This window comes from Brumimicrobium salinarum, from assembly GCF_002844555.1.
Lineage (GTDB): Bacteria > Bacteroidota > Bacteroidia > Flavobacteriales_D > Crocinitomicaceae > Brumimicrobium > Brumimicrobium salinarum.
The window spans coordinates 208,930-234,071 of sequence record NZ_PJNI01000007.1; the positions used below are offsets into that span (position 1 = coordinate 208,930).

The following is a 25,142-nucleotide window of genomic DNA, read 5'->3' on the forward strand; positions in this document are numbered from 1 at the left end:
ACCAAACAAGTAATTATCTTCGTTAATATGAATAAAATTGTAATTAAACCAAAATCAAATATCAGTGGAAAAGTTCAGCTCCCTTCTTCGAAAAGTTATGCCCAAAGAGCACTTGCGATTGCAGGAATGAGCAATAATAAGGTAACCATTAACCGCTTGATTGAAAGTGATGATTGTGTAGCAGCTCAAAATATCCTTAAGGATTTAGGGGCTCAATTTGATAGGAAAGGTGATGCTTTTATTTTAAATAGAGGAATTGACTTTGATAGTAACCGCAATATATCTATAAATTGTGGCGAGTCTGGTTTAAGCACGCGCCTGTTTAGTTCATTTGCCTTGTTGTTTGAACAAGATTTCACGGTGAATGGTCAAGGCTCTATATTGAAACGTACAATGGAGATGGTTATTCATGGTTTGAAACAGTTTGGAAAAAACGTGCAATCCAATAACGGTAAATTGCCCATAACTATTGGTGGAAAAATTTCTGAATTTAATATAGAAATTGATGGAAGCGTAAGTTCTCAGTTTCTTACAGGACTTTTAATTGTTGCACCATTTTTAAAATCAGATACATATATTTCTGTTAAGGATTTAAAAAGTAAGCCTTACATTGAAATGACTATCGATTTATTAAATCACTATGGACTGAAAGTCTCAAACAACGATTTTGCATCCTTCCAGATACAAGGAAATCAAAGAATTGAAAAAGAAATTGTTTATGATGTAGAAGGTGATTGGAGTGCAGCTTCTTTTCATATTGTTGCTGCTGCAATAGGAGGTGAGGTGGAATTATCTGGACTCTTAGAAAATTCAAAACAAGGGGATAAGGCTATCTTGAATGCTGTAGAATTAGCAGGTGCTAAAGTTCTTTGGAAAAATAATATATTATCAATTAAACGAGATAAAATTGTTTCCTTTGAATTTGATGCGACAGAGTGTCCAGATTTGTTTCCTCCATTGGTTGTTTTAGCAGCTTATGCTAATGGAAAGTCAGTTATAAAGGGAGTGAATAGGTTAAAGCACAAAGAAAGTAATAGGGGATTAACATTACAGCAAGAATGTGAAAAAGTAGGGGTGAAGATTGAATTATTAGTCGATAAAATGATTGTTCATGGTATTGGCAAACCTATATTATCAGATCAAATTGTTTTTTCATCTCACAATGATCACCGAATAGCTATGGCTATGAGTCTCTTTTCAATTGGTACTCAATTATCTTTTACGATTGAAGGGGCAAATGCAATTGATAAGTCATATCCGAACTTTTATAGAGATTTTTTAACACTTTAAAATTAATTGAATTGAAAAAAATGCGATATTAATAGCGATGGAAGAATTAAAGAGTAAAGTGGTATCCGAGATTAAAAATGTATTGGATGAGCGATTAAAAATGGCTCAACAAACCTATAATGATGCTTTAGAATCAAGGAATAATGATACTAAAAGCAGTGCTGGAGATAAATATGAAACGAGCCGAGCCATGATGCAACAGGAAATGGATAATGCGCAAAGAAGTATTCATCAAATTAAAATGATGAGAAATGAATTGTTTCGCCTCCCGATTCAAGAGTCAAATTTAAAAGCAACAGCAGGAGCATTAATAACAACGAATTCAGGAAAATATTTTTTAGGCTTAAGCATGGGAAAGGTGTTAGTAGGGGAACATGTGGTTTTCGCTATCTCTACAGGTTCGCCACTGGGTAAATTGTTATTGAACAAAAAAGAAGGAGATCGTTTTGTTTTGAACAATATGGAACAAGAAATTTTATCAATCGAATAAACCTCAACTTTTCAAAAGCTCACATTTTAGTTTCAGTCTTTATGTAATTGGATGTTTACTTATCTAATTATTATTCAAAAAAAAAGGATATACCCAATTGAGCATATCCTTTATTAATAGTGTAATTATAAAATTATAAAGCTTTAAACGTTACGCGTCTATTCTTAGCGTTTATTAATTTCTCATCGTCTTCCTCGTTGATGAATTTAGAGTCTTTTCCGTTTTTAACATCTTCGATGATTAAACGATCTTCATCAACCCCTCTTTTTCCAAGTAAAGTAACGATATATTCCGCTCTTCTTAATGAAACAATTTTATCTGAAGCTGCAACAGCTTCGTCTGCATCCGAATGACCAGATATTTTTATTTTCATATCAGGATTTTCTTTCATTATTTCAGCAATTCTATCTAGCGTTTTTAACCCATCTACTTTAACATCATACCTACCGTAGAGATAGAAAATGTTAAATTGTTCAATTTTATCTTTCGCTGTCATATCTTTTGTGATTTCAGGGGCACGCTGATATACAGTGGATGTTCTGATTTGTGCTTCATCAGCATAGTTACAATCACATTGTTCGTCAGGACCTAATAACTGAACAGAAACATCGTCGATATAATAGTATGCAGCAATAACTTGTGAACCTCTTATATCTCTTGGTTTACGAACACGCTCAGACTTTATATCCTTATCTAAGGAAAAGTTACCAATTGTTATGTATTTTTCCTTTCCAGTAGCAACGTATTCACCACAAACAAGGTCCCATCCGTACATTCCTCCGAAAACTTCTTTCTTTGGGTGTTCAACGTGAATCTCATCCTCAGCAAGAATAATTGCTGGAATTTTATCATCAGAACCTATAGGTTTTTTGGAGAAATGTGCTGCCAATCGATTAGCTGAATACTTTGATAATTCGGCTAGTGATGCATAAAACTGCACCTTGTATCGCATTCCCTTTTTCAGTGGCGAAACTAACTGAGATGTGATGTAGGTGCGATTCTCTTTTTCTCTGTACGAGTAAGTTTTAACTCCTGCATAGTTGATACCTGTTTTAGGTTCTTCCTTACCATATACATTTTCTGGCGTCATTACTTCAGGAAGGTTGGCATCAGCAGAAAAAAGGTCTGCTCTTTCGCCAGTAGCTGAAACCCAACCATCAGCTCTTTTCATATCTCCAATTCTTCGGATTTTTCTATTTTGAGCATCTTCAAAACTTGGATTGTTAACTAAGTTTTCACCTTCTTGGGCTTGTACTGAGAATGTCAATAGCAAAACCGGAAACGTGAATAATAATGTTTTCAATGTATTCGTTCTATATTTCATAATCTTTTACTGTTTTTATAAATGTTTTAACCTTATTTGGATCAATGTCTGGATAAACACCATGTCCTAAATTAACAATATGTCGTTTACTTTTAAAACTATCCAACATGTTTTTTGTAAGATTTTGAATTTCATCATGATTAGCGTATAACGCGCATGGATCCAAATTACCTTGTAAAGTATAATTTTCACCTACTATTTTACGTACTTCCGCTGCATTCATATTCCAATCTAATCCTATTGTGTTGCAATTTGCTTGAGCTAAATTCGGTAGAGTTGCATAGGCACCTTTAGCAAACAACGTAACAGGTACTTCGTTAATCGCATTTGCTATTTTGTTCATATATTTTAAACCAAACTCTTCATATTGATCCTGTCCTAAAATACCAGCCCAAGAGTCAAAAACTTGTACCAAATCTGCACCAGCTTTAATTTGCATTTTCAAATAACGTATCGTTAATTCCGTTATTCGATTAAGCAACTCGTGTGCCAAACTAGGATTTTGGTAAAGCATTTTTCTTGACTGTGAGAATGTTTTCGATCCTCCACCTTCAATCATATAACAAAAAATTGTCCAAGGAGCTCCTGCGAATCCAATAAGTGGAACACGACCATTCAATTCTTTCTTTGTGATTTCGATCGCCTCTTTCACATAGCCTAAACGATCTTCAACGTTAAAATCAAATTGAGCATGTTGATCTAGATCTTTTTCAGATTTAATTGTTTGTTCGAAATGAGGACCAACGCCTTTAATCATTTGATATTCTAATCCCATTGCTTCGGGAATAACCAAAATATCAGAAAAAATTATAGCAGCATCTACATCCAAATGATCAACGGGTTGTATAGTTACTTCTGCTGCTAGATGAGGAGTTTCAACGAGCTCTTTAAAACCACTTAAAGAACCCCTAAGAGCTCTATATTCTGGAAGAATCCTTCCTGCTTGACGCATTAACCAAACTGGATACCTTTCTATATCCTCGCCTCGAGCTGCTCTTAACAGCAAATCATTTTTTAAATCCATGTAGACAAAGATAATGAATCGTTATTGATTAATTCTTAAATAAGACTTAAAAAATGTTGAACAAAAAAAGCGGAAGTTCTAGTGAACTTCCGCTTTTAAAATACGATTGTTATTAATTATAAGCTAGCAACGTGTTTTGTCAAACCTGACTTAAGGTTTGCTGCTTTTTTCTTATGAATTATGTTTCTTTTTGCGAGTTTATCCAACATACCTACTACTGAAGGAAGTAATTTGTCTGCCTCTTTCTTGTCTGTAGTTTCACGCAATTGTTTAATCGCATTACGTGTTGTTTTATGTTGGTATTTATTACGAAGCGCTTTTGCTTTGTCTGATCTTACTCTCTTTTTTGCTGACTTGTGATTCGCCATAATTTATTTTATTATAATGTTTATAAAGTAGCCCATAGGAGAATCGAACTCCTGTTTTCAGGATGAAAACCTGATGTCCTAACCACTAGACGAATGGGCCAAAAAAATGAAATAATGTTTAAAAAATATTCTCGTTAGAATATTGTTGAGTAGCCCATAGGAGAATCGAACTCCTGTTTTCAGGATGAAAACCTGATGTCCTAACCACTAGACGAATGGGCCAAAAAAATGAAATAATGTTTAAAAAATATTCTCGTTAGAATATTGTTGAGTAGCCCATAGGAGAATCGAACTCCTGTTTTCAGGATGAAAACCTGATGTCCTAACCACTAGACGAATGGGCCATTATTATTTCAAATTTCGGAGTGCAAATATATATTCATTTTCTGTTATAACAAAACATTTTTCGTAAAAAAAATAATTATTTTATTTTAGTTCATTTTTAAACCTGAATCCCAGTCGCTTACCTGTTTTTAGTTTTTGAGCTGATGTAACACTTTTTATTTGCATTACATTAACTACGCTCGCACTTTCATAGGTTGGGGTGTATAAATCAAATTCAGCTGCGTATTTTACAGCTTGATCAAAAATCACCTTCATAGTTGCTTGATCAAAAATGTTGTTTCGAATGTTTCGGTATAAATACCCTAATTCACCTTTTCCTTCAATAATGAAGCGACCGTCAATATTAACAAGTATTCTACATAGTAGATATCCTGGGTCGTTCATCCGTTTTTGTAGAAAAGATTCTGCCAAAAAGTTGTAAATATTAATAATTCCGAAATATCCTTTCTCCGGATTCTTTTCAAAGTAAGAATCTTTCCAAATTGATGAATTATTTGGTTGCGTAAAAACATTGGTATGCATATTAAATACCAATACGTCGCTACCTACATAAGCATGAGTTTCAAAGTCTCCATTGGTTTGAAGCTTTAGTCGTACTCGTGGATTATTAATTTCCTTGGTAAGGCGTTCGATCTCATTTTCTATAACTTTACGAAATTCGCCATAACAATGTGCGGACTTTTCATATACATCTTGCTTTAATAATGATCGCTTTTTAAGTAATGATGCAATTTCAGCCTTGTTTTTATTCATAATTAATATGCTTTTGCAAATAAGACCCGTTGTTTGGAAGGTTTTCCAGAGTATATGCACTTGCCTTCTTCAACTTTATTGTTCAGCGGAATACATCTGATTGTCGCCTTAGTCTCTTCCTTAATTTTGTTTTCTGACTCAATTGTTCCGTCCCAATGTGCACTAATGAAACCTCCTTTTTGCTCAATTGTCTCCTTAAATTTTTCGTAAGAATCTACTTCAGTAGTATTTTCTGCGTTAAATGTTTGCGCTCTTTGGAATAGGTTTTCTTGAATGTCTGTTAAAAGATTTGAGATGTGATCAGAAATACCTGCCCAGTCCACAATTTCTTTCTCTTTTGTATCTCTACGTGCTACCTCCGCTTTATTGTTTTCTAGGTCTCTTGGGCCGATGGCAATTCTTACAGGTACCCCTTTTGCCTCGTATTCTGCAAACTTCCAACCAGGTCTTCTGTTGTCATCATCATCGTATTTAACTGAAATGCCTTTGTCTTGTAATTGATTGCGTAATGCATCTACTTTTTTTGAAATGGCATTTAATTGGTCTTCATTTTTATATATAGGTACAATGGCAACTTGAATTGGTGCTAATTTTGGTGGTAAAACTAAGCCCTCATCATCGGAGTGTGTCATGATTAGACCTCCAATTAAGCGAGTAGAAACTCCCCATGATGTAGCCCAAACATTTTCTAACTTTCCTGCTTTGTCTGCAAATTTAACGTCAAATGCTTTCGAGAAGTTTTGACCGAGAAAATGTGAGGTTCCAGCTTGTAGGGCTTTTCCATCCTGCATTAGTGCTTCAATACAAAACGTTTCGTCGGCGCCTGCAAATCGCTCTGATTCAGTTTTAACACCTCGTACAACAGGCATAGCCATGTATTGTTCAGCAAATTCAGCGTATACTTTCAGCATTAATTCAGCTTCCTCAACAGCTTCTTTTCTTGTTGTATGTGCGGTATGACCTTCTTGCCATAAAAACTCTGAAGTTCTTAAAAATAAACGTGTTCTCATTTCCCATCGAACAACATTTGCCCATTGGTTAACTTTTAAAGGTAGATCTCTATAGGATTGAATCCAGTTTTTAAATGAATTCCATATAATAGTTTCTGACGTTGGCCGAATTATTAATTCCTCCTCCAACTTAGCTTCAGGATCAACAATTAAACGGTTGTCTTTGTCATTTTTTAAGCGATAATGAGTCACCACAGCACATTCTTTAGCAAAGCCTTCTACATGTTGTGCCTCTTTGTTTAAATAAGATTTTGGTATAAGTAAAGGGAAGTAGGCATTTGAATGTCCTGTTTCTTTGAATCTTTTATCCAAAACCTCCTTTATGTTTTCCCAAATTGCGAAACCATACGGTTTAATAACCATACATCCTCTAACATCAGAATGTTCTGCAAGTCCTGCTCTCTCTATTACTTCATTGTACCATTTGGAGTAATCTTCAGATCTTTTGGTGTATTTTGCCATCTTTGGAATAGTATTTGTTAATTTATTATTAATATTTGGTGTCATCACAACTAAAGAAGACACTATAACGTTACAAAAATAAGAACACAATTTGGAAAAGCTTCCATTTATGTGTAAGTTTAATTAAAAACCAACAGTTATGAAGTTATTACTACAGTTTACTGCACTATCTTTAGCTATTTGCACACTTAGTGCGTGCGCTAATTATGGTCAGATTTCAGAGAATGATGTTTATTTACAAAAGCCAACTGCAATAAATTTGGATGAAGATCAAAATGATATTACTTCCTACAATGCCTTTGTTGAAAGAAATAAGGGATTGTTTAAAGATGATTATAGAGATCCAAGAGCTAATCATGTGATGATGAGGAATCAATTATTGATTATGGAATCATACATGCCGTATGGAATGTTTGGATATAATCCAACCAATTTTCATGGAATGGGGTTCCGTTTTTATGAGCCTTTTGGAATTTATACTGGTCATGGAATGGGGTTAAGAGCACGCTATGGATTTGGTAGCAGTCCTTTTTATGATTACGGATTTACGTATGGATATGGTGGTATGTATAATCCTTACGGTTATGGTCATGGACATTATTTCGGACATGGTTTTATGCCAGGTTATGGTATATATAACGGTGCCCCAAGTTATAATAATCCAAATAGCTCAACGGCTAACAATTATTATGGAAAGAGAAGTAATGTGACTTCAAGCTCTAGTCGTTCTAGTTATTACCCAAAAGCAAAATCAGCTTCAAATAATTCAGGGTATTCTTCAAAAAGCAAAAATAACCAATATGTAGGTGCTTCAAGAAGAGCTTTAGGTCAAAACGTTTTGAGTAATGATTTAAGTAAAACTAATATTAGAAAATATAAGGGTACTAATGATATGAAAAATGTGAAAAGAAGACATACAGCGGCATCTGCGCATAGGTCTCAAGCGCACCGAAGGTATACACCTTCTTCATCAGCAAGACGTTCAGCAATAATTGAAAACAAACAACCGAATGTTCGACCTTCTGGTGTTCAAAGTCAGCAGTATAATAGAGGAAGTGCAAAAATATCAGGACATTCACCTGCAAATAACGGGAATACAAGAACTAGAATGACTTCTCCATCAAGAAGTAAGTCTTATTCAGGAAGTTCAAGTTCCGGAAGTAGAAGTAGCGGTTCATCATCATCAACTTCTAGAAGACGTTAGGAAAAAGTTTAATCTATTAAAATAAATATTTAGCTGTTCTATGCATAAAATTGGAATTGTCTGCATCCTTGTGTTCTTGAGTTTATTTTCCTTTTCACAGAATGAACTTGATGTGTTGAGGTACAGTACAACAGATATCTTTGGTTCGGCTAGGTTTGAATCCATGGCAGGTTCGTTTGGAGCGTTAGGTGCTGATATAAGTGCGCTCCAAATTAACCCTGCTGGTATGGGAAGGTTCTCGACTTCAAAAACATCCATCAGTTTTAATAATTCTATTTTAACAAACAGTGCCACATACAACGGAACGGTCGTGAATTCTTCTGAGAATAAATTTTCATTAGCGGCTGCAGGTGTTGTTTTTACAACTGATTTAAGTACAAGTAATGATGGAAGAAAGTACGGACAGTTGACCCTCGGATATACACGTTTAAAGAATTTTGCGAATAGAAAACGTTACGAAGGAGAAAACTTTTATTCTTTACTTGATGTTTTTGCTAATTCGGGTTACGGTATCGATCCAGCATATATTTTTGAATTAAGACCTTTTACAACGGGGTTGGCATACGATGTTTTTGCGCTTAACTACGATCCTTCTGGTGAGCAATATTATTCCTTACTAACGCTTGGAGACATGTACCACGAAAGGGAAATTATCACTGACGGGGGAATTGGGGAATTTCATATTGGATATTCAGAAAACTACATGGATGTCTTGTATTATGGTGCGAGTATAGGTGTGCGACGTGTTAATTATGAAGAAAGTTATTCCCATCATGAAGAATTATTAGATACGGTGGGTACTTCGTTAATGAGTTTTAATTACTTATATGATCAATCTACAGAGGGGACAGGTTTTAATTTAAAACTCGGCTTAATTTATTTGCCTACTGATCAATATCGAATTGGATTGTCTTTTGAGTCGCCAACAGTTTTTACCCTAGAAGATAAATGGACAGCTGATATGACTGCATTGCATGACGACGGTTTAAAATATGTTGAACCTGAATATGTTCCAGAAGGTACTTTTCAATATAGATTGAAGACACCCATGAAAATTAGAACTTCTTTCGCTTATATTTTAGGAATGCGCGGAGCAATTAATTTAGATTTAGAATTATCACGTTTAGTTGCTGGAAAACTTAGACCTGCGAATTCGAATGAATACAATGCTAGTCAATACGATTTTAAATATGAAAATGATGCGGTAAGAGAACAGTATCGAACTATCGTGAATACACGATTGGGAATTGAATATATGATTTTTTCTGGATTCTTCGTTCGAGGTGGAATTGCTATTCTTCCCCAACCTTACAAAAATAAAGATATTTCAAGTATTACAAGGCCAAATATGACTTATGCAGCGGGTATTGGATGGGAGAATAGATTATTGTCTCTCAACTTAGGATACAGGCTATTGGAAATGAATAGTGAATATTACGCATTTGATCCGAGTAAGGTGGAAAATCGTACTGTTTTTAATACCAATGCACATAATCTTGTTTTTACAGCAAGTTTTAAGTTTTAAGGCTATGCTTAACTAAATTAGAGAAAGAATCATTAGTAAGCTTCGATTTTAACCAGGATACAATATCAATATAGTCGAGAATTACCCTCTCGTTTTCTTCTACTAACAACAAATTTATTTCCGAAAGCGTTTCCTTAAATATTGGTATAGTTTCAGAACTGGTTGCCGTTTTGGCAATTTTCTTAATTTGCTTAATGAACACCTTCTCGATTTGATGGTCACGTTTTACTTTGTTTAAGTATCTTATGGCAGAATTTGCTGAATATTCTATATACTCATAATTCTCTAAATCAAAATGAAGCATTAAATTGAGTATACGCGAAAAACTATAAATGTCTTGTCTCAATTGTTGTTCATTGTCATTCAATAGAAGATTGATAAACTTTAAGGCTTCTTTTTTCTCATCAACCGCAAATAAAGTGTAGGCTGTTGTAAAGTAAAACTTAATCTGATTCTCCTTACTTGAGCGTTCAATTAAATCCTTGTTTTTTGTATAATCTTTTTGATAAACTTCGCGTGACTTCTCGAATTGACCTTGGATATTAAACAGGTTCATTTGGTCAGTAAGTAAAATATTATTGATTCTTAAATTCAAGTAGAGCGATTTAAAACCAACCTTTCCTTTTAACCCCTTAATTTGATCAATCATTTGATGTGCTAAATCAAAATTTTTCTCATAAATATAGCTTTGCATCAAATGCGTAAGTGTGAGAACGTACCGCTGTCCCAAATCAATTTTAATTTTGGGATTAGCATCTAAGATTTCTTTAACGCGATTAAACTTTGCATGACTTAACTCAAAGTCTCTGTTGGTGACTGCACATAATCCTTGTATGTAATAACAAATTGAAGCTGCTCTTTTAGAAATTGCCGTGTTTTTACCTTTTATAAGATGATGGTCTGCAATTTCATCTACGGTTTTTCTCTCTTCTTCATTTTTAGTGAATCCATCACTCCTAAAAACGGCATTTATTCTTGAATAGAGGATATGATATTCAGCTAAGTTTTTAAGTTTATCAATAACTCGACTTTCCTCTTTAATGATATCGTTTAGGTCGATTGTGAAATCTCCTGACTGATACGCTTCTTCCGTTAAAACTTTTTCCCATGCAATAAGTTCAATTAAATAATAAAACTCTTCGTTTTCATGTGCTATTTTTTTGCACGTTTTAAAAACTTGTTCGATTCCTTGTGTAAAGCTTTGTTGTAGAGTATTTCGATGTTTTTGATCTCTTGCATAATTAGATTCGAAGCCGATTGCTCGCCATAAAATTGCCGTAAACTTTTTAAAATAAGTTTATAAAGATGGTTTTTTTCAGAGGGCAAGTGCTTTATAAATCTTTCATCTTTAAAATGTTCCTTTAACTTTTTTTCATCGTAACTGTCTTGGGCATCGATGAAGTCAAATATTTTAAAGTAATTTTTCTCTCCTGATTGAATAGAGGAAGAAAGCTTAAAAAATCGTTTTTCAGATTTAGTTAACGACTTAATAAGATGGAATAATTCATTACTTGGCTTCATGGGTTCTAAATTATTTTAGCAATACAAATTCGAATTTAAGCAATTTAATAGAATAACAGAAATTAGGTATTCTTGTTTTCCTAAAATAAAAAAGAACTGCCTTGCAAGACAGTTCTTTTTAACAAACAACAACATTTTAAACTATCCACTTTTGAGTTGTGGCAACTATGAAAAATTTTTCATTTCTAATTTGAAGCGATCGAAGAACTTTTAAAAATTTCTTTGTCTAATAGACTCGAAAGTTGTACGCCTATTTCTTGAGAAACTTTCCATAAGTCTGTATTTTGATAATTTGCAAGCTGTGCATCATCCATATTAATTCTGCTTCGTTTTCGCATGATATAAACTTTGTCTCCTTTTTTCAATAAATCCTTTGTGGGCGGGAAATCGTTCCACCTATGTAATTGATGTAAACTCACACCCATTGATTTCGAAATTTGATAAAATGTATCATGCTCTCCTGCTAAAACGTATTTTGTTTTATTAGGGTTTGTAAATATTTCAAATTTTCTGTCTGATTTAAGCGTAGTTTTCGCTGGACCCTGCTCAGCATCTAATTTATTGTTCTCCTTCTTTGTTGGTTTTGTGGAAATTGATGCTTCAACAATTAAGTCATGGGTAGATGCTTGGTCATATTGATAAAGTTCATATCGCTCGATAAGTTCAATTAATCTTTTGGCATAAGCTGGATTTGTCGCATACCCAGCAGTTTTTAACCCTTTTGCCCATCCTTTATAGTCTGTGGTTTTTAATTCGAATAAGGGCGCATATCGAGAACGACTTGTTAAAAATAAACTATGGTCCTCATAAGATTGGGCGGCATCATCGTATTTTCTAAAACATTCGTTTCTTTTGTCATCATCTTTTAGAAAGCTTTCACCTTCCCAATCATGGCACTTAATTCCAAAGTGATTATTGGCTTGTTGTGCTAATTTAGAATTGCCAAATCCACTTTCTAAAATTCCTTGTGAAAGTGTAATACTTGCTGGAATTCCATGTGTGTGCATTTGTTGAATTGCTGTGTTTTTCCAAACTTCGATATAGCGCTCTAAACTTTGTTTTTGTGCAAATCCAAAAGTTGAACCTCCAATTAAAGCAAAAAAAGTAAAAGCCAATATCTTATTCATTTCTCCATTGTTTTTGCTTCTTTAACGCAAGTTATTAACAATGGTTACGTAAAATGTTGAAAACTTTTTGTTAAATTCAACTTTGTTGAGGAGTTAACCCCAAACTATTTGTTTGATAAGCTCTTAAGCCTACAATGTTGTGAGGTAATTCTTGATGATTTCGATAAATAGGTCAAAAAAAAACCTTTCAAAAAACATAAAACTAAAGTTTTATGTTTTTTGAAAGGTTTCTAATGTACAATCCGTTTATCTACCGAATGTCAAATTAACTATTTTCAATTCTAAAATCTAGTTTATGCGTACATTTCTTCTTGAATTTGACTAATCTTTTCGTCTTTTAAATATTCATCATAAGGCATGAGTTTGTCAATCATTCCATTTGGCGTTATTTCAATAATTCGATTAGCCACGGTTTGCACCAACTCCTGGTCATGTGAAGTGAATAAAATAATTCCTGGAAAGTCTTTCATTCCATTGTTTAAAGCTGTAATTGACTCTAGATCCAGGTGATTTGTTGGCTCATCTAACATTAATAAATTTGCTCTCTTCATCATCAATCGGGAAAGCATACATCTTACTTTCTCTCCTCCTGAAAGAACAGTTGCACTTTTCATCGCTTCTTCTCCAGAAAACAACATTCTTCCTAGAAAACCACGTAAATGAACCTCTTCACGTTCTTCTTCGGTTTGTGCATAATTTCTTAACCAGTCTACTAAGCTTTCATCTTTTTGGAAAAATGAACTGTTATCATTGGGGAGATAAGCAGTTGTAATTGTTGTTCCAAATTTAAAATCTCCTTTACTAGGAGCTTTATTTCCATTTAAAACTTCAAAAAATGCTGTTAATGCTTGTGAATTTCGTGAAATAAAAGCAATCTTATCATCTTTTGAAACATTTATGTTTATATGCTGAAATAAGGTTTGCCCATCTTGCTCATAAGCCAGATTGTTTACGTGTAAAACCTGATCACCTGCTTCTCTTTCTTGTTCAAAAACAATTCCGGGATATCTTCTTGATGAAGGTTGTATTTCATCTAAATCTAGCTTGTCTAGCAATTTTCTTCTACTGGTTGCTTGTTTAGACTTGGAAGCGTTTGCAGAGAACCTAGAAATAAAATCTTGAAGTTCTTTTTTCTTGTCTTCAGCCTTTTTGTTTTTATCAGCTCTTTGTCTAGCTGCTAATTGAGAAGATTTATACCAAAATGTGTAATTTCCTGTAAATAAGTTTATTTTAGAGTAATCAATGTCACAAATGTGGGTACAAACTGTATCTAAAAAGTGACGGTCGTGAGAAACTACAATTACTGTATTTTTAAAATCAAGCAAAAAGTCCTCTAACCATTCGATTGTTTTTAAATCTAAATCGTTGGTAGGCTCATCGAGAACCAATAAGTCTGGATTCCCAAATAATGCCTGAGCCAGTAATACACGTACTTTCAATGCATTGGGGATATCCTTCATTAGTGTGTTGTGCATAGATTCTTCAATACCCAAACTTGAAAGCATAGTTGCAGCGTCTGTTTCGGCATTCCAGCCCTCCATATCTGCAAACTCGGCCTCTAACTCTGATGCTTTCATACCGTCTTCTTCAGAAAAATCAGGCTTGGCATATAATGCATCTTTCTCAACCATGATTTCAAACAAACGCTGATGTCCACGAATTACAGTTTGCAACACTTCAAATTCATCAAACTCAAAGTGATCTTGTTTTAATACAGCCATTCTTTTACCTGGCTCTAAGGTAACATGTCCTTTGGTTGGGTCCTGATCACCTGTTAATATTTTTAGAAATGTTGATTTTCCAGCACCGTTTGCGCCAATCACTCCATAGCAGTTTCCATGAGAAAATTTTAAATTAACATCATCGAACAAGACTCTTTTCCCAAATTGAAGGGTTAAATTATTAACTGTAATCATAGCTTAAAAAAATTTGTGCAAAAATACGCTTTAAATTATTGAAAACACGTGTAAATGTTTTTTTAGTGGAATAAAACAAAATTACTCATCGTCAAGATTGGCACGTAGTTTCTGACGCAATTGACGGTTGTATGTTTCCATCAAATATTTGAAATAATTACGTGTACTCTTAGCAATGCACTTCGTATATTGTTTTAAACGATTCTCTATGTGTTCTTGAAGCGCTTCTTGAATTTCAAGCCCATCATAAAAGTCATCTGCTTTATTGTAAATTGCTTGGAAATGGTTTTCTAGTGACTGATCAACGGCCAATTTTCCTTTTTTACCACGGTCAATAAGATCTTCGTAAACTTGTTTCATTTTAAATTGATCCAAAACTTCAGTGTCTACCTTTTCTTTAATGTGCTTTGGAAGAACATAAGCGGCCTCAAACATAATATCTTCTTGCTCAGATAAACGTGCTTCCAAGAATCGATCAGGATATTGGAAGGCATCTTGCCAATTAATGTAGTCCTGCCATAATCCAAAACGGCGAACATTATTCCCCAGGTCAATGAGTTGAAAAACATCCTTCTTTGGCAATTTTCGAGAACCTCTACCAATCATTTGATGATAGAGCGTTAAAGATCGCGTAGCTCGATTTAAAATAATTGTTTCTACTGTAGGTTCATCAAAACCAGTTGTCAAAATACCCACAGAGGTCAAAATAGCATCTGGCGTTTCTTTAAACCATTTTAGAATATCCTTTCGGTCTTTATCCGAAAAAGTACTGTCTAAGTGCCGTATTTTATAACCTCTTTTATGAAAAGTTTCTTGAACGCGGATACTGGTCTCAATACCCGAATTAAAAATAAGCGTTTTAGTGTTCACAGCAACTTCTTCGTATGCAAAAAGTAATTTCTCTTGCATAAAGTAGTTTCCGTAAACGTGTTCTGAACTGCTTACCGTAAAGTCACCGTTGGAACCAATCTTTAATCCGTGCAAGTTAACGTCATATGTAAATGTCTCCGCATTGGCCAAATATCCACTTTCAATTAAGGATGCAATACTTTCTCCAACTTTTAATTTATCATAATGATCATTGAGTGGCAAAGCTTTGTTGGAACTTAAAGGGGTTGCAGTTACTCCCAAAATGTTGGCCTGTTTATAATATTGAAATATTTTTCGAAAACTATTGTAGTGCGCCTCATCCACAATGACTAACCCTATTTCTTTTATGAAGTTTTCATCATCTTGTAAACGATTATTGAGTGTCTCCACCATAGCAATAAAACAATTGAATTCATTTTGATCCTCAAGTGTTTTTACCTCACTATTAATAATTTTATTGCTAACACCAATCGCATTGAGCTGCTTTGATGTTTGCACCGATAATTCAATCCTGTGCGTTAAGATCAAAACCTTTTTTCCCCAATTTTCTATATAGTTTCTAGTAATTTCAGAAAATATTACCGTTTTTCCACCACCAGTAGGTAACTGAAATAATAGGTTAAAGTCGTTTCCATTTTCTTTTATCTCAGCAAGGATCTGATCAACAGTTCTTTGTTGAAATGGATATAATGTTTTTGGCTCAAAAAGGGCTTCGTCTATCATAGTTTGGTTATCTCAAAAATTGGGGTACAAAAATACGCCCTTTTTCGGGAAGAAAAAAATATAAGGCTAACTTTTCCAATTATATCAACATTTCAGCATGTTTTATGGCTTTTTTTGTTTTTTTTATTTGGGCCTTTTTCCATCTTCAATTTCAAGTTGCTTTCTTTTTTGAAATTTCTCTATCGTTTTGTAGGAGCCTCCCAGGGTCGCTCTTCAAAACGAAGAAAATTATCCAAAAAAGTTCAGCAAGCTTTCCATTTACGCTGGGGCATACCACAAATTACAATTTCTGTCAGAACATAATAATGCTGTTTTGCGAATGTGTGCGTTTCAATAGCGAAGTATCAATTCTCATCATACAGTGTTTCATTAAAGCAAGAAGTTTTGGCCATAAAAAAAGGTGATTTTACAAAATCACCTTTTCACTATTTTTATTTCAAACTTATGTTTTCTTATCCTTCTAAGGCTGCTAAATAACGTTCTGCATCTAAAGCTGCTTGACATCCAGTTCCTGCAGCAGTTACTGCCTGACGATAAACATTGTCTGCGGCATCACCAGCAACAAAAACCCCTTTCACATTTGTTAATGATGTTCCTGGCTTTTCATATTTAATGTATCCTGTTTCATCCATGTTGATGTAATCCTTAAAAATCTCCGTATTTGGTTTATGACCTATCGCAACAAAGAAACCTGTACAGGCTATTTCTTTTGTTTCTTGCGTTTTGTTGTTGATTACACGAACTCCCGTAACACCATTATCGTCTCCTAGTACTTCTTCTGTTTCTGTGTTCAGTAAAATTTCAATATTTGGTGTGTTTTTAACACGGTCTTCCATGATTTTAGAAGCACGGAATTCATCACGTCGCACTAACATTGTGACTTTAGAACATAATTTTGATAAATAATGTGCTTCCTCACAAGCTGTGTCTCCAGCCCCAACAATAACAGTTTCTTGGTTTTTATAGAAGAAACCATCACAAACAGCGCAAGCAGAAACACCACCACCCATTTTGAGGTATTTTTGTTCTGATTCTAAACCAAGATACATGGCAGAGGCTCCTGTAGAAATAATAACTGTCTTTGCATGAATTTCAGTGCCGTCATCCGCCCAGCATTTATGCACATCACCTGAAAAGTCAACTTTGTTTATAAAACCTGAACGTACATCTGTGTCAAATCGTTCAGCTTGTTTTTGCAGTTGATCCATCATTTCTGGACCGGTAACTCCTTCAGGGTATCCTGGAAAATTCTCAACTTCATTGGTTGTCGTTAATTGACCTCCTGGTTGTAAACCTTGATACATAATTGGATTCATCTCTGCTCGTGCTGCATAAATTGCCGCTGTATATCCCGCAGGTCCTGAACCAATTATTAAACAGTTTGTATTTTCTATTTTACTCATTTTCTTGTGAATTAATTATGGGTGACAAAATTAAGAATTTTAATGACTTCAATGCGTAACAAATGTTGCCTTTCATTGAAATGCTAAGCTTTTTATAAGCCTTCTTCTGTTAGTACGTAGTCCCAACTGGCACTTCCAAACCCACTATTCGACCAATTGATTAATTTTTGGTCTGTTCCTGATGGTTTGTAAATCAAATTAGGAAAACCGTCTGTTATAATGTTTTTTAATAATGTTGACTCAGGAAAAAAGTCAACTTCAATTAATCCCTCGCTTTCTTCACGGTATGATTCTAATGCTAATTCGTCCTGGTTGATGACCAAAACATGCATGGGAAGTTGTGGATATAACTTTTTAACATATTTCATTTCTTCTAACTTTTCAAAACAGAAACCACAACCTGGAAGCGCAATCATCGTAAGTCCTTGTTCGAATGCATCTTTATGCGCTCCAGCTAAACTAATCTCTCTGTATTGGTGACTAAAATCGCCTTCGTAAATTGGATGAAAAGCAAATGCAACTCCACTTCCTCCAAATAAAATTAAAATACTTACTAAACGTCGTGCAGTCAAAGAGGCACTTTCTAAATATTGACGATATACATTAAAAATAAGCATACACACTGCTAAAAATTGCAACATATATGGTAAAATCTTCGAAAAAGTGAATGATAGGCCAACTTTTAATCCTAAGGCAATGACTGAATCATGTAGGAATATGAACGCGGCTAAAGTTATTATTGAAAGTAAAATTCTTATCATCGCATTATCTTTTTAGTTTTTTAAATATTGTTTTATAGTCGTTTAATCAGTGTTTAACGTCACGTTAAAATCATCGGTTAATTCGAGTTTTCCATCAACTTTATCCTCACTTCCGGGTTTTTGAAAACCTTTAATTTTTGTTGTTTTCCCTTTCGTGATAAGGTCGTTCAGCTGTTTGTTGGTTAGTTTTTTACCCATAAATTTGAAGGGAATCACAAACTTGCAACCTTCTTTATAGTGGGCGCAACCATAAGCTTTCTTCCCTTCTAAAAATCCTTCTTTTTTACAACTCGGACAAGACAATTCGGTGATTTCAACTTTTTTTGTCTTGGCTCTTTTCTTTTTAGGTTTGTCCTTTTCTTCCTTTTGTGTATCGTCTAAAATACGAATGACTTTCTGCTGTTTGTTAAATAAAACCTCATTGGTCAACTCAACCACCATTTCAATCAACTCTTGTTTGAATTGTGCTGGCTGATATTCTCCTTTTTCGATGAGTCTAAGCTTACGTTCCCAATCTCCTGTTAATTCTGGCGATTTTAAAGTTTCGTTGTCAATCACTTGAATTAAGTCAATACCGGTATGTGTCGCTACAATTGATTTTCCTGATCGCTCGATGTAGCGCCTTCTGAATAAAGTTTCAATAATGTTGGCTCGGGTAGAAGGTCTTCCAATTCCGTTGTCCTTCATTAATTCCCGTGCTTCTTCGTCTTCAACGTTCTTTCCCGCGGTTTCCATGGCACGTAAAAGTGTTGCCTCTGTATATGGTTTGGGAGGAGAAGTTTGCTTTTGATCGATGCGTGGTTCGTGTGGACCTTTTTCGCCTTTCTCAAAAACAGGCATTAGCTTTTCCTTTTTACCTTTCGATTTTGAATCATCTTTTTGGTAAACTACGCGCCATCCGGGAGATAAAATCTGTTTTCCTGTAGCTTTAAATTCTAATTTTAAAACTTCTCCCAATACGGTTGTATTACTTACCTTACAGTCAGGATAAAAAACAGCTATAAACCGGCGTGTAACCATATCGTAAACGCGCTGTTCGTCTGGAGTGACGCCACTTAGTTTAACTCCAGTCGGAATAATCGCATGGTGATCGGTAACTTTTTTATTGTTAAAAACCTGCTTACTTTTTGGAAGCTTTTTTTCTAAAAGTGGAGCCGTTAATTCTTGATAATAACCGAGGTTTTTCAATATTCCTGGTACTTTTGGATAAACATCATCGGGTAAATAGGTTGTATCTACACGTGGATAAGTCACCAACTTTTTCTCATACAAGTTCTGAATCAATTTCAAGGTTTGATCCGCTGAATAGCCTCTTTTTTTATTGGCTTCGACCTGTAATGCCGTCAAGTCAAATAAGCGTGGTGGTTTTTCTTTTCCTTCCTTTTGCTCAAAAGATGTGATTTCAAAAGGCTCTTCTTTTATTTTGCTTAAAGCATATTCTGCTTTTTCTTTTTTCTTAATCTTCCCCAAGACGCTATTGAACTCGGTATCCCGATAAACGGTTCGCAATTCCCAATAGTCTTGAGGTTTAAAATTGTCAATTTCTAATGTTCGATTGACAATCATCGCTAGAGTAGGGGTTTGCACACGTCCTATTGATAAAACTTGTCGTTGTAAAGCGAACTTTTTGGTGAACAAACGTGTGGCGTTTATTCCCAGTAACCAATCTCCTATTGCTCGTGCACTCCCTGCGGCATAAAGATTATTGAATTGATTTCCTTCTTTCAAATTCGCAAATCCTTCCTTAATTGCTTCTTCCGTAAGTGAACTAATCCATAATCTTTTGATGGGTGCTTTTGTTTGCGCTTTTAAGAAAACCCAGCGTTGAATAACTTCTCCTTCTTGTCCAGCATCACCGCAGTTTATGATTTCTGTGGCCTTGGTCAATAATCTTTTCACAATGTGGAATTGCCGTTGAATTCCTTCATCTTCTATGACTTTTACTCCAAATCGAGAAGGAACCATGGGTAAATACCGTAAATTCCAGTATTTCCAATCTTCAACGTAGTCTTTGGGTTCTTTTAGTGTACACAAATGACCGTAAGTCCATGTCACTTGATATCCATTACCTTCATAATAGCCGTCCTTACGTTGGGTTGCTCCAATCGTATTGGCAATATCTTTAGCCACACTCGGCTTCTCGGCAATGCAAACTTTCATGTTTATTTTGTATATTTTTTTACCGTAAATGAATACGGATTTTTATCGTCTTTTTCGTATTTAAGTAAATCTTCTTCCTCCCAATTTTCCCAATTCACAAAAGGAAAAAATGTGTCGGCTTCAAAAGTCTCATCCACTTGCGTAATGTACATTTCATCTACGAAATCATGTTTCAATGCAAGTTGATAAATCTCTGCTCCACCAATGATAAAACATTTTTCATTTTCATCAAGATGTTTGGAAATGTCCTTAAAATCGTGAATAATAATTGCATTTTTAGCTTTGTAGTCCTTGTTTCGAGTTAAAATAATGTTTTTTCTTTGCGGAAGTGGACGAAATTTTTCTGGAATAGATTCCCAGTTTTTCCTTCCCATAACAACCACATGATTGAGCGTAGTTTCTTTAAAAATCTTCATGTCACGCGGCAATCTCCACAGTAAATCGTTGTCTTTTCCTATTTCACGATGTTTCCCCATCGCTACGATTAATGCATGTTTCATGATAATAGAAATTTATACAGCTACTTTTGCCTTAATGTGTGGATGTGGATCATAGCCGATCAATTCAAAGTCCTCAAATTTGAAATCAAAAATGCTTTTTACATCTGGATTGATTTTCATGGTTGGAAGTGGACGAATCTCTCTTGTTAATTGCAATTCTGCCTGCTCAAAATGGTTAGAATATAAGTGCACATCTCCAAAAGTATGCACAAAATCTCCAGCTTCTAAACCGCAAACTTGTGCCAACATCATGGTAAATAAAGCATAGCTTGCAATGTTAAAAGGAACACCTAAAAAAGTATCGGCAGAACGTTGATAGAGTTGACAACTTAATTTGCCATCTGCAACATAAAATTGAAACAGACAATGACATGGAGGTAAAGCCATTTTTTCAACATCTGCAACATTCCAAGCGCTTACAATATGTCGTCTGGAATTCGGATTGTTCTTTAAGGAATGTACTAGATTTTCAATTTGATCAATCGTTCCTCCGTTGCCATCAGGCCAAGAACGCCATTGATGACCGTAAACAGGACCTAAATCACCATTTTCATCTGCCCATTCATCCCAAATTCTAACCTTATTTTCTTTTAAATATTTGATGTTGGTATCACCACTAATAAACCAAAGCAATTCATGAATAATAGATCTTAAATGCAGTTTTTTGGTGGTAACTACAGGGAAACCTTTGCTCAAATCGAAGCGCATTTGGTGTCCAAAAACGGAGCGAGTTCCCGTTCCTGTTCTGTCTCCACGGTCTGTTCCGTTATCCAATATATGTTTTAAAAGATGATGATATTGTTCCATGATTTTAGAAATTGAAGGGCTAAATTAAGGCTTTAAATTTTAATAGGCTTTAATTCTTATATAGATTTTTAATGAACTTAAAAAGTCGGTTTTTATTGGTGATGAATTCATCCTTCACTAATTGAATGCATAATCAATCCCATAGTGGTTTTAAGTACTTACTTTATAAGTTGGTCTCCTATTCCTCATTAGTACCACTTCCAAACCCTGATTTTTGCCTAAAAACTTGTTATGTGTGTTTCCTGAAGGGTCTTATCAAGAAAATAATGTTGATTTCTGGAATACTATTTATTCGGGAAAGTAATAAATAAGCATTTAATTTTTTAACTTTCCGTTCTAAATATAAAGTACCATGCGTTTATCTATTCTTTTTGTTTTGTTCATTTTTATTTTATTTTCTTGTGGATCGAGCAGTGCTCTTTTTCCAAAGAAACATCTTGGGAGTTACACGGGGAAGCAAGAAGCATTTCAAGTTGAAATGGGCGATTCACCGATCACAGTTCCTTCGCGCAAGCTCGAATTGACATTGGCTTATGGTGAATTATGGTTAAGCTCACCCGAGGAAAAATTGTCGGCTACGTATTCTGTAAAAGCTGAAACCAAGATGTACTACGCACTTGATGTTCAACTAGAGAATGGTGTTTCAGAGGAATGGCAATTATGGAAAAAAGGAAATAAAATAATTCGTAAACCAATCGCCCCACTGCCTGAGGTAATCTTTATCGCAGATTAAACGAATGGTTAAGGTTTTGATTTATCGCATCTGTTTATATTTTTAATGTTTTATTTGAATAAGATTTACTATTTTTACCCCAAAACAATTTTTATTATGTCTGAAAGAAAATATTTTGATGATTCGACTGTAGCGTTAGGAACACTTTACACAGTCTTTTTGTTAGCAGTAATTCTAGCAATTGTTTTCTTTGGTTAATCAAAGAACTTTTTGATAGATTTTACCACAATTAAAACAATTCACTTTGGAAGAATACACAATGAACGCCCTGTCGTATAATACGGAAAGGGCGCAATTACATATTCCTGAATATGGAAGAAATGTTCAAAACATGATCAATTATGCCAAGCAAATTGAATCACGGGAAGAACGTAATCTAGCTGCAAGAGCTATTATTGATGTGATGGGACAATTAAATCCGCATTTAAGAGATGTCGAGGATTATACACATAAATTGTGGACACACATGTACATCATGAGTAATTTTGAGATTGATGTCGATTCACCGTATGAAATTCCGGAACCAGAAACATTGCGCGAACGTCCACAAACAATGGATTATCCCCGTAATAAAAGTAAATACGGTCATTTTGGTCATTACACCGAAAAGATGATTAAAGAATCTGCGGAAATAAAAGATCAAGAAGAAAAGGAATATATGACAGAAGTTTTAGCTAACTTACTGAAGAAAAATTACCTTGTTTTTCATACCCACAATGTAGAAAATAGTGCAATCATTTCTCATTTGAAGGAATTGTCTTCAGGAAAGTTAAAATTGGAAGATACAAATGCTTTGAAATCAACTAATGCAATTCTAAAGCAAGTTGGATACAGTCCAAAAAAGTCTAACAAAAAGCACAAATCAAAAAAACGTAGAAAATAATAAATATGGCATCATTTGAAATTCACGGAGGAAAAAAATTAAAAGGAGAGGTTATACCACAAGGAGCAAAAAATGAAGCGCTCCAAATTTTATGTGGTGTATTATTAACTCCCGAAAAAGTTACTATTGCAAATCTTCCCGATATTATTGATGTCAATAAATTAATTAATCTGCTCCAAGCAATGGGAGTAAAGATTGAAAAGGTTGAAAAAGGAACTTATATTTTTCAAGCAAAAGACGTAAATCTTGATTACTTAAAGACAGAAGACTTTAAAGAAAGAGCAAGCGGATTACGTGGTTCTGTCATGATTATTGGTCCATTATTAGCTCGTTTTGGTAAAGCATTTATGCCTAAACCAGGAGGGGATAAAATTGGAAGAAGACGATTAGACACGCATTTTGAAGGATTAATTAAGTTAGGAGCTAATTTTAATTTTGATTCTAAAGAGCATTTTTACACCGTAGAAGCTAAGAAATTAGAAGGGATTTATATTCACATGGATGAAGCTTCAGTAACGGGTACAGCTAATATCGTTATGGCTGCTGCATTGGCCAAAGGAAAAACAACAATCTACAACGCAGCATGTGAACCTTACTTGCAACAATTATGTACGATGCTCAATAATATGGGAGCTAAAATTACTGGTGTTGGAAGTAATTTGCTACATATTGAGGGAGTAAAAGAATTGAAAGGTTGTTACCATAGAATTCTTCCTGATATGATTGAGATAGGTAGTTTTATCGGATTAGCTGCCATGACACAATCAGAAATTACAATTAAAGATGTTGGTTATGAACACTTGGGTATTATTCCTCAAGTTTTTAAAAGGTTAGGTATTCAATTAGAACGCCGAGGTGATGATATTTTTGTTCCTGCTCAAGAATCTTATGAAATTGATACTTTTATAGATGGTTCTATTTTAACAGTATCGGATGCGCCATGGCCAGGGTTTACTCCTGACTTGTTAAGTATTATACTCGTCGTTGCAACACAAGCTAAAGGCAGTGTTCTCGTTCATCAAAAAATGTTCGAATCCCGTTTGTTTTTTGTCGATAAGCTTATTGATATGGGGGCGCAAATTATTTTGTGTGATCCACATAGAGCAACTGTTATCGGAATGGATAGAAAAACAAATTTACGTGGAATTCAAATGACTTCGCCTGACATTCGAGCGGGTGTTTCTCTTTTAATTGCAGCATTATCTGCTGAAGGAAAAAGTGTTATTCATAATATTGAACAAATTGATCGCGGATATCAAGATATTGATATTCGTTTGAATAATTTAGGCGCAGATATTAGAAGGGTATAATTCTTGTGAGTCGCTAGCTTCTAAAATATTTAATTATGAAAAATTTATTGATAATCCTGGTTGGTTTTCTCCCTTTTTAGCATTCAGTCAACCAGAAAATGGAATGCGTGCGATTAATTTTACACTCTTAAACCAAGAAGGTGAGATGGTTGCCTTATCAGATTATAAAGGTAAGGTTGTTCTTCTCGATTTTTGGGCTTCTTGGTGTGGACCGTGTCGCAAAGAAAACCCAAATCTTGTGGAGGCTTACAATAAGTACCATAAATCTAAATTCAAGAATGGAAAAGGCTTTGAAGTATTGAGTGTTTCATTAGACAAGAATGAAAAAGCTTGGATAAAAGCCATTGAGAAAGATCAACTCGAATGGGATGGTCATGTCTGGGATAAGAAAGGCCAAATAGCTCGAAAATATGGTGTTCGCTCCATACCTCACGGATTTTTAATAGACGGCGAAGGAAATATTGTAGCCCAAGGAAATGATATCAGAGGAATTGGTTTGCATATTGAAATCGAAAAGATGCTTGAATGATTTTAGCCACCGACCGTTTAACGAATCATTTAGGGAGTTTACTTCAAGTGGTATCAGATCGAAAACTTCCAGTAAATGATGGCAATGAAAACATCGATTGTTCC

The 25,142-nt window shown here is 34.6% G+C and carries 23 protein-coding genes and 3 tRNA genes; 8 read left to right on the forward strand and 18 right to left on the reverse strand.

Features of this window, described 5'->3' with window-relative positions:
• Nucleotides 1-27 precede the first annotated feature (27 nt).
• Nucleotides 28-1,290, forward strand: coding sequence for a 3-phosphoshikimate 1-carboxyvinyltransferase (gene aroA / locus CW751_RS07605; protein ID WP_101334407.1), 1,263 nt, complete (start codon nucleotides 28-30; stop codon nucleotides 1,288-1,290).
• Between the two features lie 37 nt (nucleotides 1,291-1,327).
• Nucleotides 1,328-1,780 (forward strand): hypothetical protein, encoded by a 453-nt coding sequence (locus CW751_RS07610; protein ID WP_101334408.1) that lies wholly within the window; start codon nucleotides 1,328-1,330, stop codon nucleotides 1,778-1,780.
• 133 nt (nucleotides 1,781-1,913) lie between these two features.
• Here CW751_RS07610 and CW751_RS07615 read toward each other — a convergent pair whose 3' ends face one another.
• The 8 genes from CW751_RS07615 to proS all read right to left on the reverse strand — a co-directional run bounded on the left by CW751_RS07615 (nucleotide 1,914) and on the right by proS (nucleotide 7,066).
• Nucleotides 1,914-3,104: an OmpA family protein gene (locus CW751_RS07615; RefSeq protein WP_101334409.1), complete on the reverse strand. Its 1,191-nt coding sequence runs from the start codon at nucleotides 3,102-3,104 to the stop codon at nucleotides 1,914-1,916.
• A complete protein-coding gene (gene hemE / locus CW751_RS07620; RefSeq protein WP_101334410.1) occupies nucleotides 3,094-4,128 on the reverse strand; it encodes a uroporphyrinogen decarboxylase in 1,035 nt (344 codons plus the stop codon). The genes CW751_RS07615 and hemE overlap by 11 nt, the downstream gene beginning before the upstream one ends.
• A gap of 116 nt (nucleotides 4,129-4,244) precedes the next feature.
• Nucleotides 4,245-4,496, reverse strand: a complete 252-nt coding sequence (gene rpsT, locus CW751_RS07625; RefSeq protein WP_101334411.1) for a 30S ribosomal protein S20 — start codon at nucleotides 4,494-4,496, stop codon at nucleotides 4,245-4,247.
• A 28-nt stretch (nucleotides 4,497-4,524) separates the two neighbouring features.
• Nucleotides 4,525-4,596 (reverse strand) — tRNA-Glu (locus CW751_RS07630).
• Between the two features lie 50 nt (nucleotides 4,597-4,646).
• Nucleotides 4,647-4,718 (reverse strand) — tRNA-Glu (locus CW751_RS07635).
• Nucleotides 4,719-4,768: 50 nt separating this feature from the next.
• Nucleotides 4,769-4,840, reverse strand: a tRNA-Glu gene (locus CW751_RS07640).
• Between the two features lie 82 nt (nucleotides 4,841-4,922).
• The gene (locus CW751_RS07645) at nucleotides 4,923-5,594 is read right to left on the reverse strand and encodes a hypothetical protein (protein WP_101334412.1); all 672 of its coding nucleotides are present in this window, start codon (nucleotides 5,592-5,594) and stop codon (nucleotides 4,923-4,925) included.
• Nucleotides 5,595-5,596: 2 nt separating this feature from the next.
• Complete coding sequence (gene proS, locus CW751_RS07650; protein ID WP_101334435.1) at nucleotides 5,597-7,066, reverse strand: proline--tRNA ligase; 1,470 nt, start codon at nucleotides 7,064-7,066, stop codon at nucleotides 5,597-5,599.
• A gap of 139 nt (nucleotides 7,067-7,205) precedes the next feature.
• Between proS and CW751_RS07655 the strand changes: the two genes are divergently transcribed.
• Together CW751_RS07655 and CW751_RS07660 are read left to right on the forward strand one after the other, a co-directional pair.
• On the forward strand, nucleotides 7,206-8,270 hold the full coding sequence (locus CW751_RS07655) for a type II toxin-antitoxin system CcdA family antitoxin (RefSeq protein WP_101334413.1): 1,065 nt from the start codon (nucleotides 7,206-7,208) through the stop codon (nucleotides 8,268-8,270).
• Nucleotides 8,271-8,310: 40 nt separating this feature from the next.
• Nucleotides 8,311-9,795 (forward strand): hypothetical protein, encoded by a 1,485-nt coding sequence (locus tag CW751_RS07660; protein WP_133122160.1) that lies wholly within the window; start codon nucleotides 8,311-8,313, stop codon nucleotides 9,793-9,795.
• On the opposite strand, the gene CW751_RS07665 is transcribed toward CW751_RS07660, so the two are convergent.
• From CW751_RS07665 to CW751_RS07715, 10 genes are all read right to left on the reverse strand, one after another.
• Nucleotides 9,785-10,525 carry a hypothetical protein gene (locus CW751_RS07665; RefSeq protein WP_133122161.1) on the reverse strand — a complete coding sequence of 247 codons (741 nt, stop codon included), beginning with the start codon at nucleotides 10,523-10,525 and terminating at the stop codon, nucleotides 9,785-9,787. The two genes, CW751_RS07660 and CW751_RS07665, sit on opposite strands and share 11 nt — an antisense overlap.
• Nucleotides 10,526-10,947: 422 nt before the next feature.
• Nucleotides 10,948-11,316 carry a hypothetical protein gene (locus tag CW751_RS07670; protein ID WP_101334416.1) on the reverse strand — a complete coding sequence of 123 codons (369 nt, stop codon included), beginning with the start codon at nucleotides 11,314-11,316 and terminating at the stop codon, nucleotides 10,948-10,950.
• Nucleotides 11,317-11,501: 185 nt separating this feature from the next.
• A complete protein-coding gene (locus tag CW751_RS07675; protein WP_101334417.1) occupies nucleotides 11,502-12,443 on the reverse strand; it encodes a glucosaminidase domain-containing protein in 942 nt (313 codons plus the stop codon).
• 293 nt (nucleotides 12,444-12,736) lie between these two features.
• Nucleotides 12,737-14,359 carry an ABC-F family ATP-binding cassette domain-containing protein gene (locus tag CW751_RS07680; protein WP_101334418.1) on the reverse strand — a complete coding sequence of 541 codons (1,623 nt, stop codon included), beginning with the start codon at nucleotides 14,357-14,359 and terminating at the stop codon, nucleotides 12,737-12,739.
• Nucleotides 14,360-14,440: 81 nt separating this feature from the next.
• Nucleotides 14,441-15,952 (reverse strand): DEAD/DEAH box helicase, encoded by a 1,512-nt coding sequence (locus tag CW751_RS07685; protein WP_101334419.1) that lies wholly within the window; start codon nucleotides 15,950-15,952, stop codon nucleotides 14,441-14,443.
• A 452-nt stretch (nucleotides 15,953-16,404) separates the two neighbouring features.
• Complete coding sequence (trxB, locus tag CW751_RS07695) at nucleotides 16,405-17,355, reverse strand: thioredoxin-disulfide reductase (RefSeq protein WP_101334421.1); 951 nt, start codon at nucleotides 17,353-17,355, stop codon at nucleotides 16,405-16,407.
• A gap of 92 nt (nucleotides 17,356-17,447) precedes the next feature.
• Nucleotides 17,448-18,116, reverse strand: a complete 669-nt coding sequence (locus CW751_RS07700) for a hypothetical protein (RefSeq protein WP_133122162.1) — start codon at nucleotides 18,114-18,116, stop codon at nucleotides 17,448-17,450.
• Between the two features lie 42 nt (nucleotides 18,117-18,158).
• Nucleotides 18,159-20,276 carry a type IA DNA topoisomerase gene (locus tag CW751_RS07705; protein WP_101334423.1) on the reverse strand — a complete coding sequence of 706 codons (2,118 nt, stop codon included), beginning with the start codon at nucleotides 20,274-20,276 and terminating at the stop codon, nucleotides 18,159-18,161.
• Between the two features lie 2 nt (nucleotides 20,277-20,278).
• Nucleotides 20,279-20,782, reverse strand: coding sequence for a dihydrofolate reductase (locus CW751_RS07710; protein WP_101334424.1), 504 nt, complete (start codon nucleotides 20,780-20,782; stop codon nucleotides 20,279-20,281).
• Between the two features lie 6 nt (nucleotides 20,783-20,788).
• Complete coding sequence (locus tag CW751_RS07715) at nucleotides 20,789-21,583, reverse strand: thymidylate synthase (RefSeq protein ID WP_101334425.1); 795 nt, start codon at nucleotides 21,581-21,583, stop codon at nucleotides 20,789-20,791.
• 352 nt (nucleotides 21,584-21,935) lie between these two features.
• Between CW751_RS07715 and CW751_RS07720 the strand changes: the two genes are divergently transcribed.
• The 4 genes from CW751_RS07720 to CW751_RS07735 all read left to right on the forward strand — a co-directional run bounded on the left by CW751_RS07720 (nucleotide 21,936) and on the right by CW751_RS07735 (nucleotide 25,038).
• Nucleotides 21,936-22,316 carry a hypothetical protein gene (locus tag CW751_RS07720; RefSeq protein WP_101334426.1) on the forward strand — a complete coding sequence of 127 codons (381 nt, stop codon included), beginning with the start codon at nucleotides 21,936-21,938 and terminating at the stop codon, nucleotides 22,314-22,316.
• Between the two features lie 244 nt (nucleotides 22,317-22,560).
• Complete coding sequence (locus CW751_RS07725; RefSeq protein ID WP_240612546.1) at nucleotides 22,561-23,199, forward strand: DUF4290 domain-containing protein; 639 nt, start codon at nucleotides 22,561-22,563, stop codon at nucleotides 23,197-23,199.
• 5 nt (nucleotides 23,200-23,204) lie between these two features.
• Nucleotides 23,205-24,509, forward strand: a complete 1,305-nt coding sequence (gene murA, locus CW751_RS07730; RefSeq protein ID WP_101334427.1) for a UDP-N-acetylglucosamine 1-carboxyvinyltransferase — start codon at nucleotides 23,205-23,207, stop codon at nucleotides 24,507-24,509.
• 103 nt (nucleotides 24,510-24,612) lie between these two features.
• On the forward strand, nucleotides 24,613-25,038 hold the full coding sequence (locus tag CW751_RS07735; RefSeq protein ID WP_101334428.1) for a peroxiredoxin family protein: 426 nt from the start codon (nucleotides 24,613-24,615) through the stop codon (nucleotides 25,036-25,038).
• Nucleotides 25,039-25,142: the final 104 nt, after the last annotated feature.

Excerpts from the sequence above, each read along its gene's own strand:
- aroA (WP_101334407.1), top strand. The coding sequence starts at position 28 with ATGAATAAAATTGTAATTAAACCAAAATCAAATATCAGTGGAAAAGTT.
- CW751_RS07610 (WP_101334408.1), top strand. The coding sequence starts at position 1,328 with ATGGAAGAATTAAAGAGTAAAGTGGTATCCGAGATTAAAAATGTATTG.
- CW751_RS07615 (WP_101334409.1), bottom strand. The coding sequence starts at position 3,104 with ATGAAATATAGAACGAATACATTGAAAACATTATTATTCACGTTTCCG.
- hemE (WP_101334410.1), bottom strand. The coding sequence starts at position 4,128 with ATGGATTTAAAAAATGATTTGCTGTTAAGAGCAGCTCGAGGCGAGGAT.
- rpsT (WP_101334411.1), bottom strand. The coding sequence starts at position 4,496 with ATGGCGAATCACAAGTCAGCAAAAAAGAGAGTAAGATCAGACAAAGCA.
- CW751_RS07645 (WP_101334412.1), bottom strand. The coding sequence starts at position 5,594 with ATGAATAAAAACAAGGCTGAAATTGCATCATTACTTAAAAAGCGATCA.
- proS (WP_101334435.1), bottom strand. The coding sequence starts at position 7,066 with ATGGCAAAATACACCAAAAGATCTGAAGATTACTCCAAATGGTACAAT.
- CW751_RS07655 (WP_101334413.1), top strand. The coding sequence starts at position 7,206 with ATGAAGTTATTACTACAGTTTACTGCACTATCTTTAGCTATTTGCACA.
- CW751_RS07660 (WP_133122160.1), top strand. The coding sequence starts at position 8,311 with ATGCATAAAATTGGAATTGTCTGCATCCTTGTGTTCTTGAGTTTATTT.
- CW751_RS07670 (WP_101334416.1), bottom strand. The coding sequence starts at position 11,316 with ATGAAGCCAAGTAATGAATTATTCCATCTTATTAAGTCGTTAACTAAA.
- CW751_RS07675 (WP_101334417.1), bottom strand. The coding sequence starts at position 12,443 with ATGAATAAGATATTGGCTTTTACTTTTTTTGCTTTAATTGGAGGTTCA.
- CW751_RS07680 (WP_101334418.1), bottom strand. The coding sequence starts at position 14,359 with ATGATTACAGTTAATAATTTAACCCTTCAATTTGGGAAAAGAGTCTTG.
- CW751_RS07685 (WP_101334419.1), bottom strand. The coding sequence starts at position 15,952 with ATGATAGACGAAGCCCTTTTTGAGCCAAAAACATTATATCCATTTCAA.
- trxB (WP_101334421.1), bottom strand. The coding sequence starts at position 17,355 with ATGAGTAAAATAGAAAATACAAACTGTTTAATAATTGGTTCAGGACCT.
- CW751_RS07700 (WP_133122162.1), bottom strand. The coding sequence starts at position 18,116 with ATGATAAGAATTTTACTTTCAATAATAACTTTAGCCGCGTTCATATTC.
- CW751_RS07705 (WP_101334423.1), bottom strand. The coding sequence starts at position 20,276 with ATGAAAGTTTGCATTGCCGAGAAGCCGAGTGTGGCTAAAGATATTGCC.
- CW751_RS07715 (WP_101334425.1), bottom strand. The coding sequence starts at position 21,583 with ATGGAACAATATCATCATCTTTTAAAACATATATTGGATAACGGAACA.
- CW751_RS07720 (WP_101334426.1), top strand. The coding sequence starts at position 21,936 with ATGCGTTTATCTATTCTTTTTGTTTTGTTCATTTTTATTTTATTTTCT.
- murA (WP_101334427.1), top strand. The coding sequence starts at position 23,205 with ATGGCATCATTTGAAATTCACGGAGGAAAAAAATTAAAAGGAGAGGTT.
- CW751_RS07735 (WP_101334428.1), top strand. The coding sequence starts at position 24,613 with ATGCGTGCGATTAATTTTACACTCTTAAACCAAGAAGGTGAGATGGTT.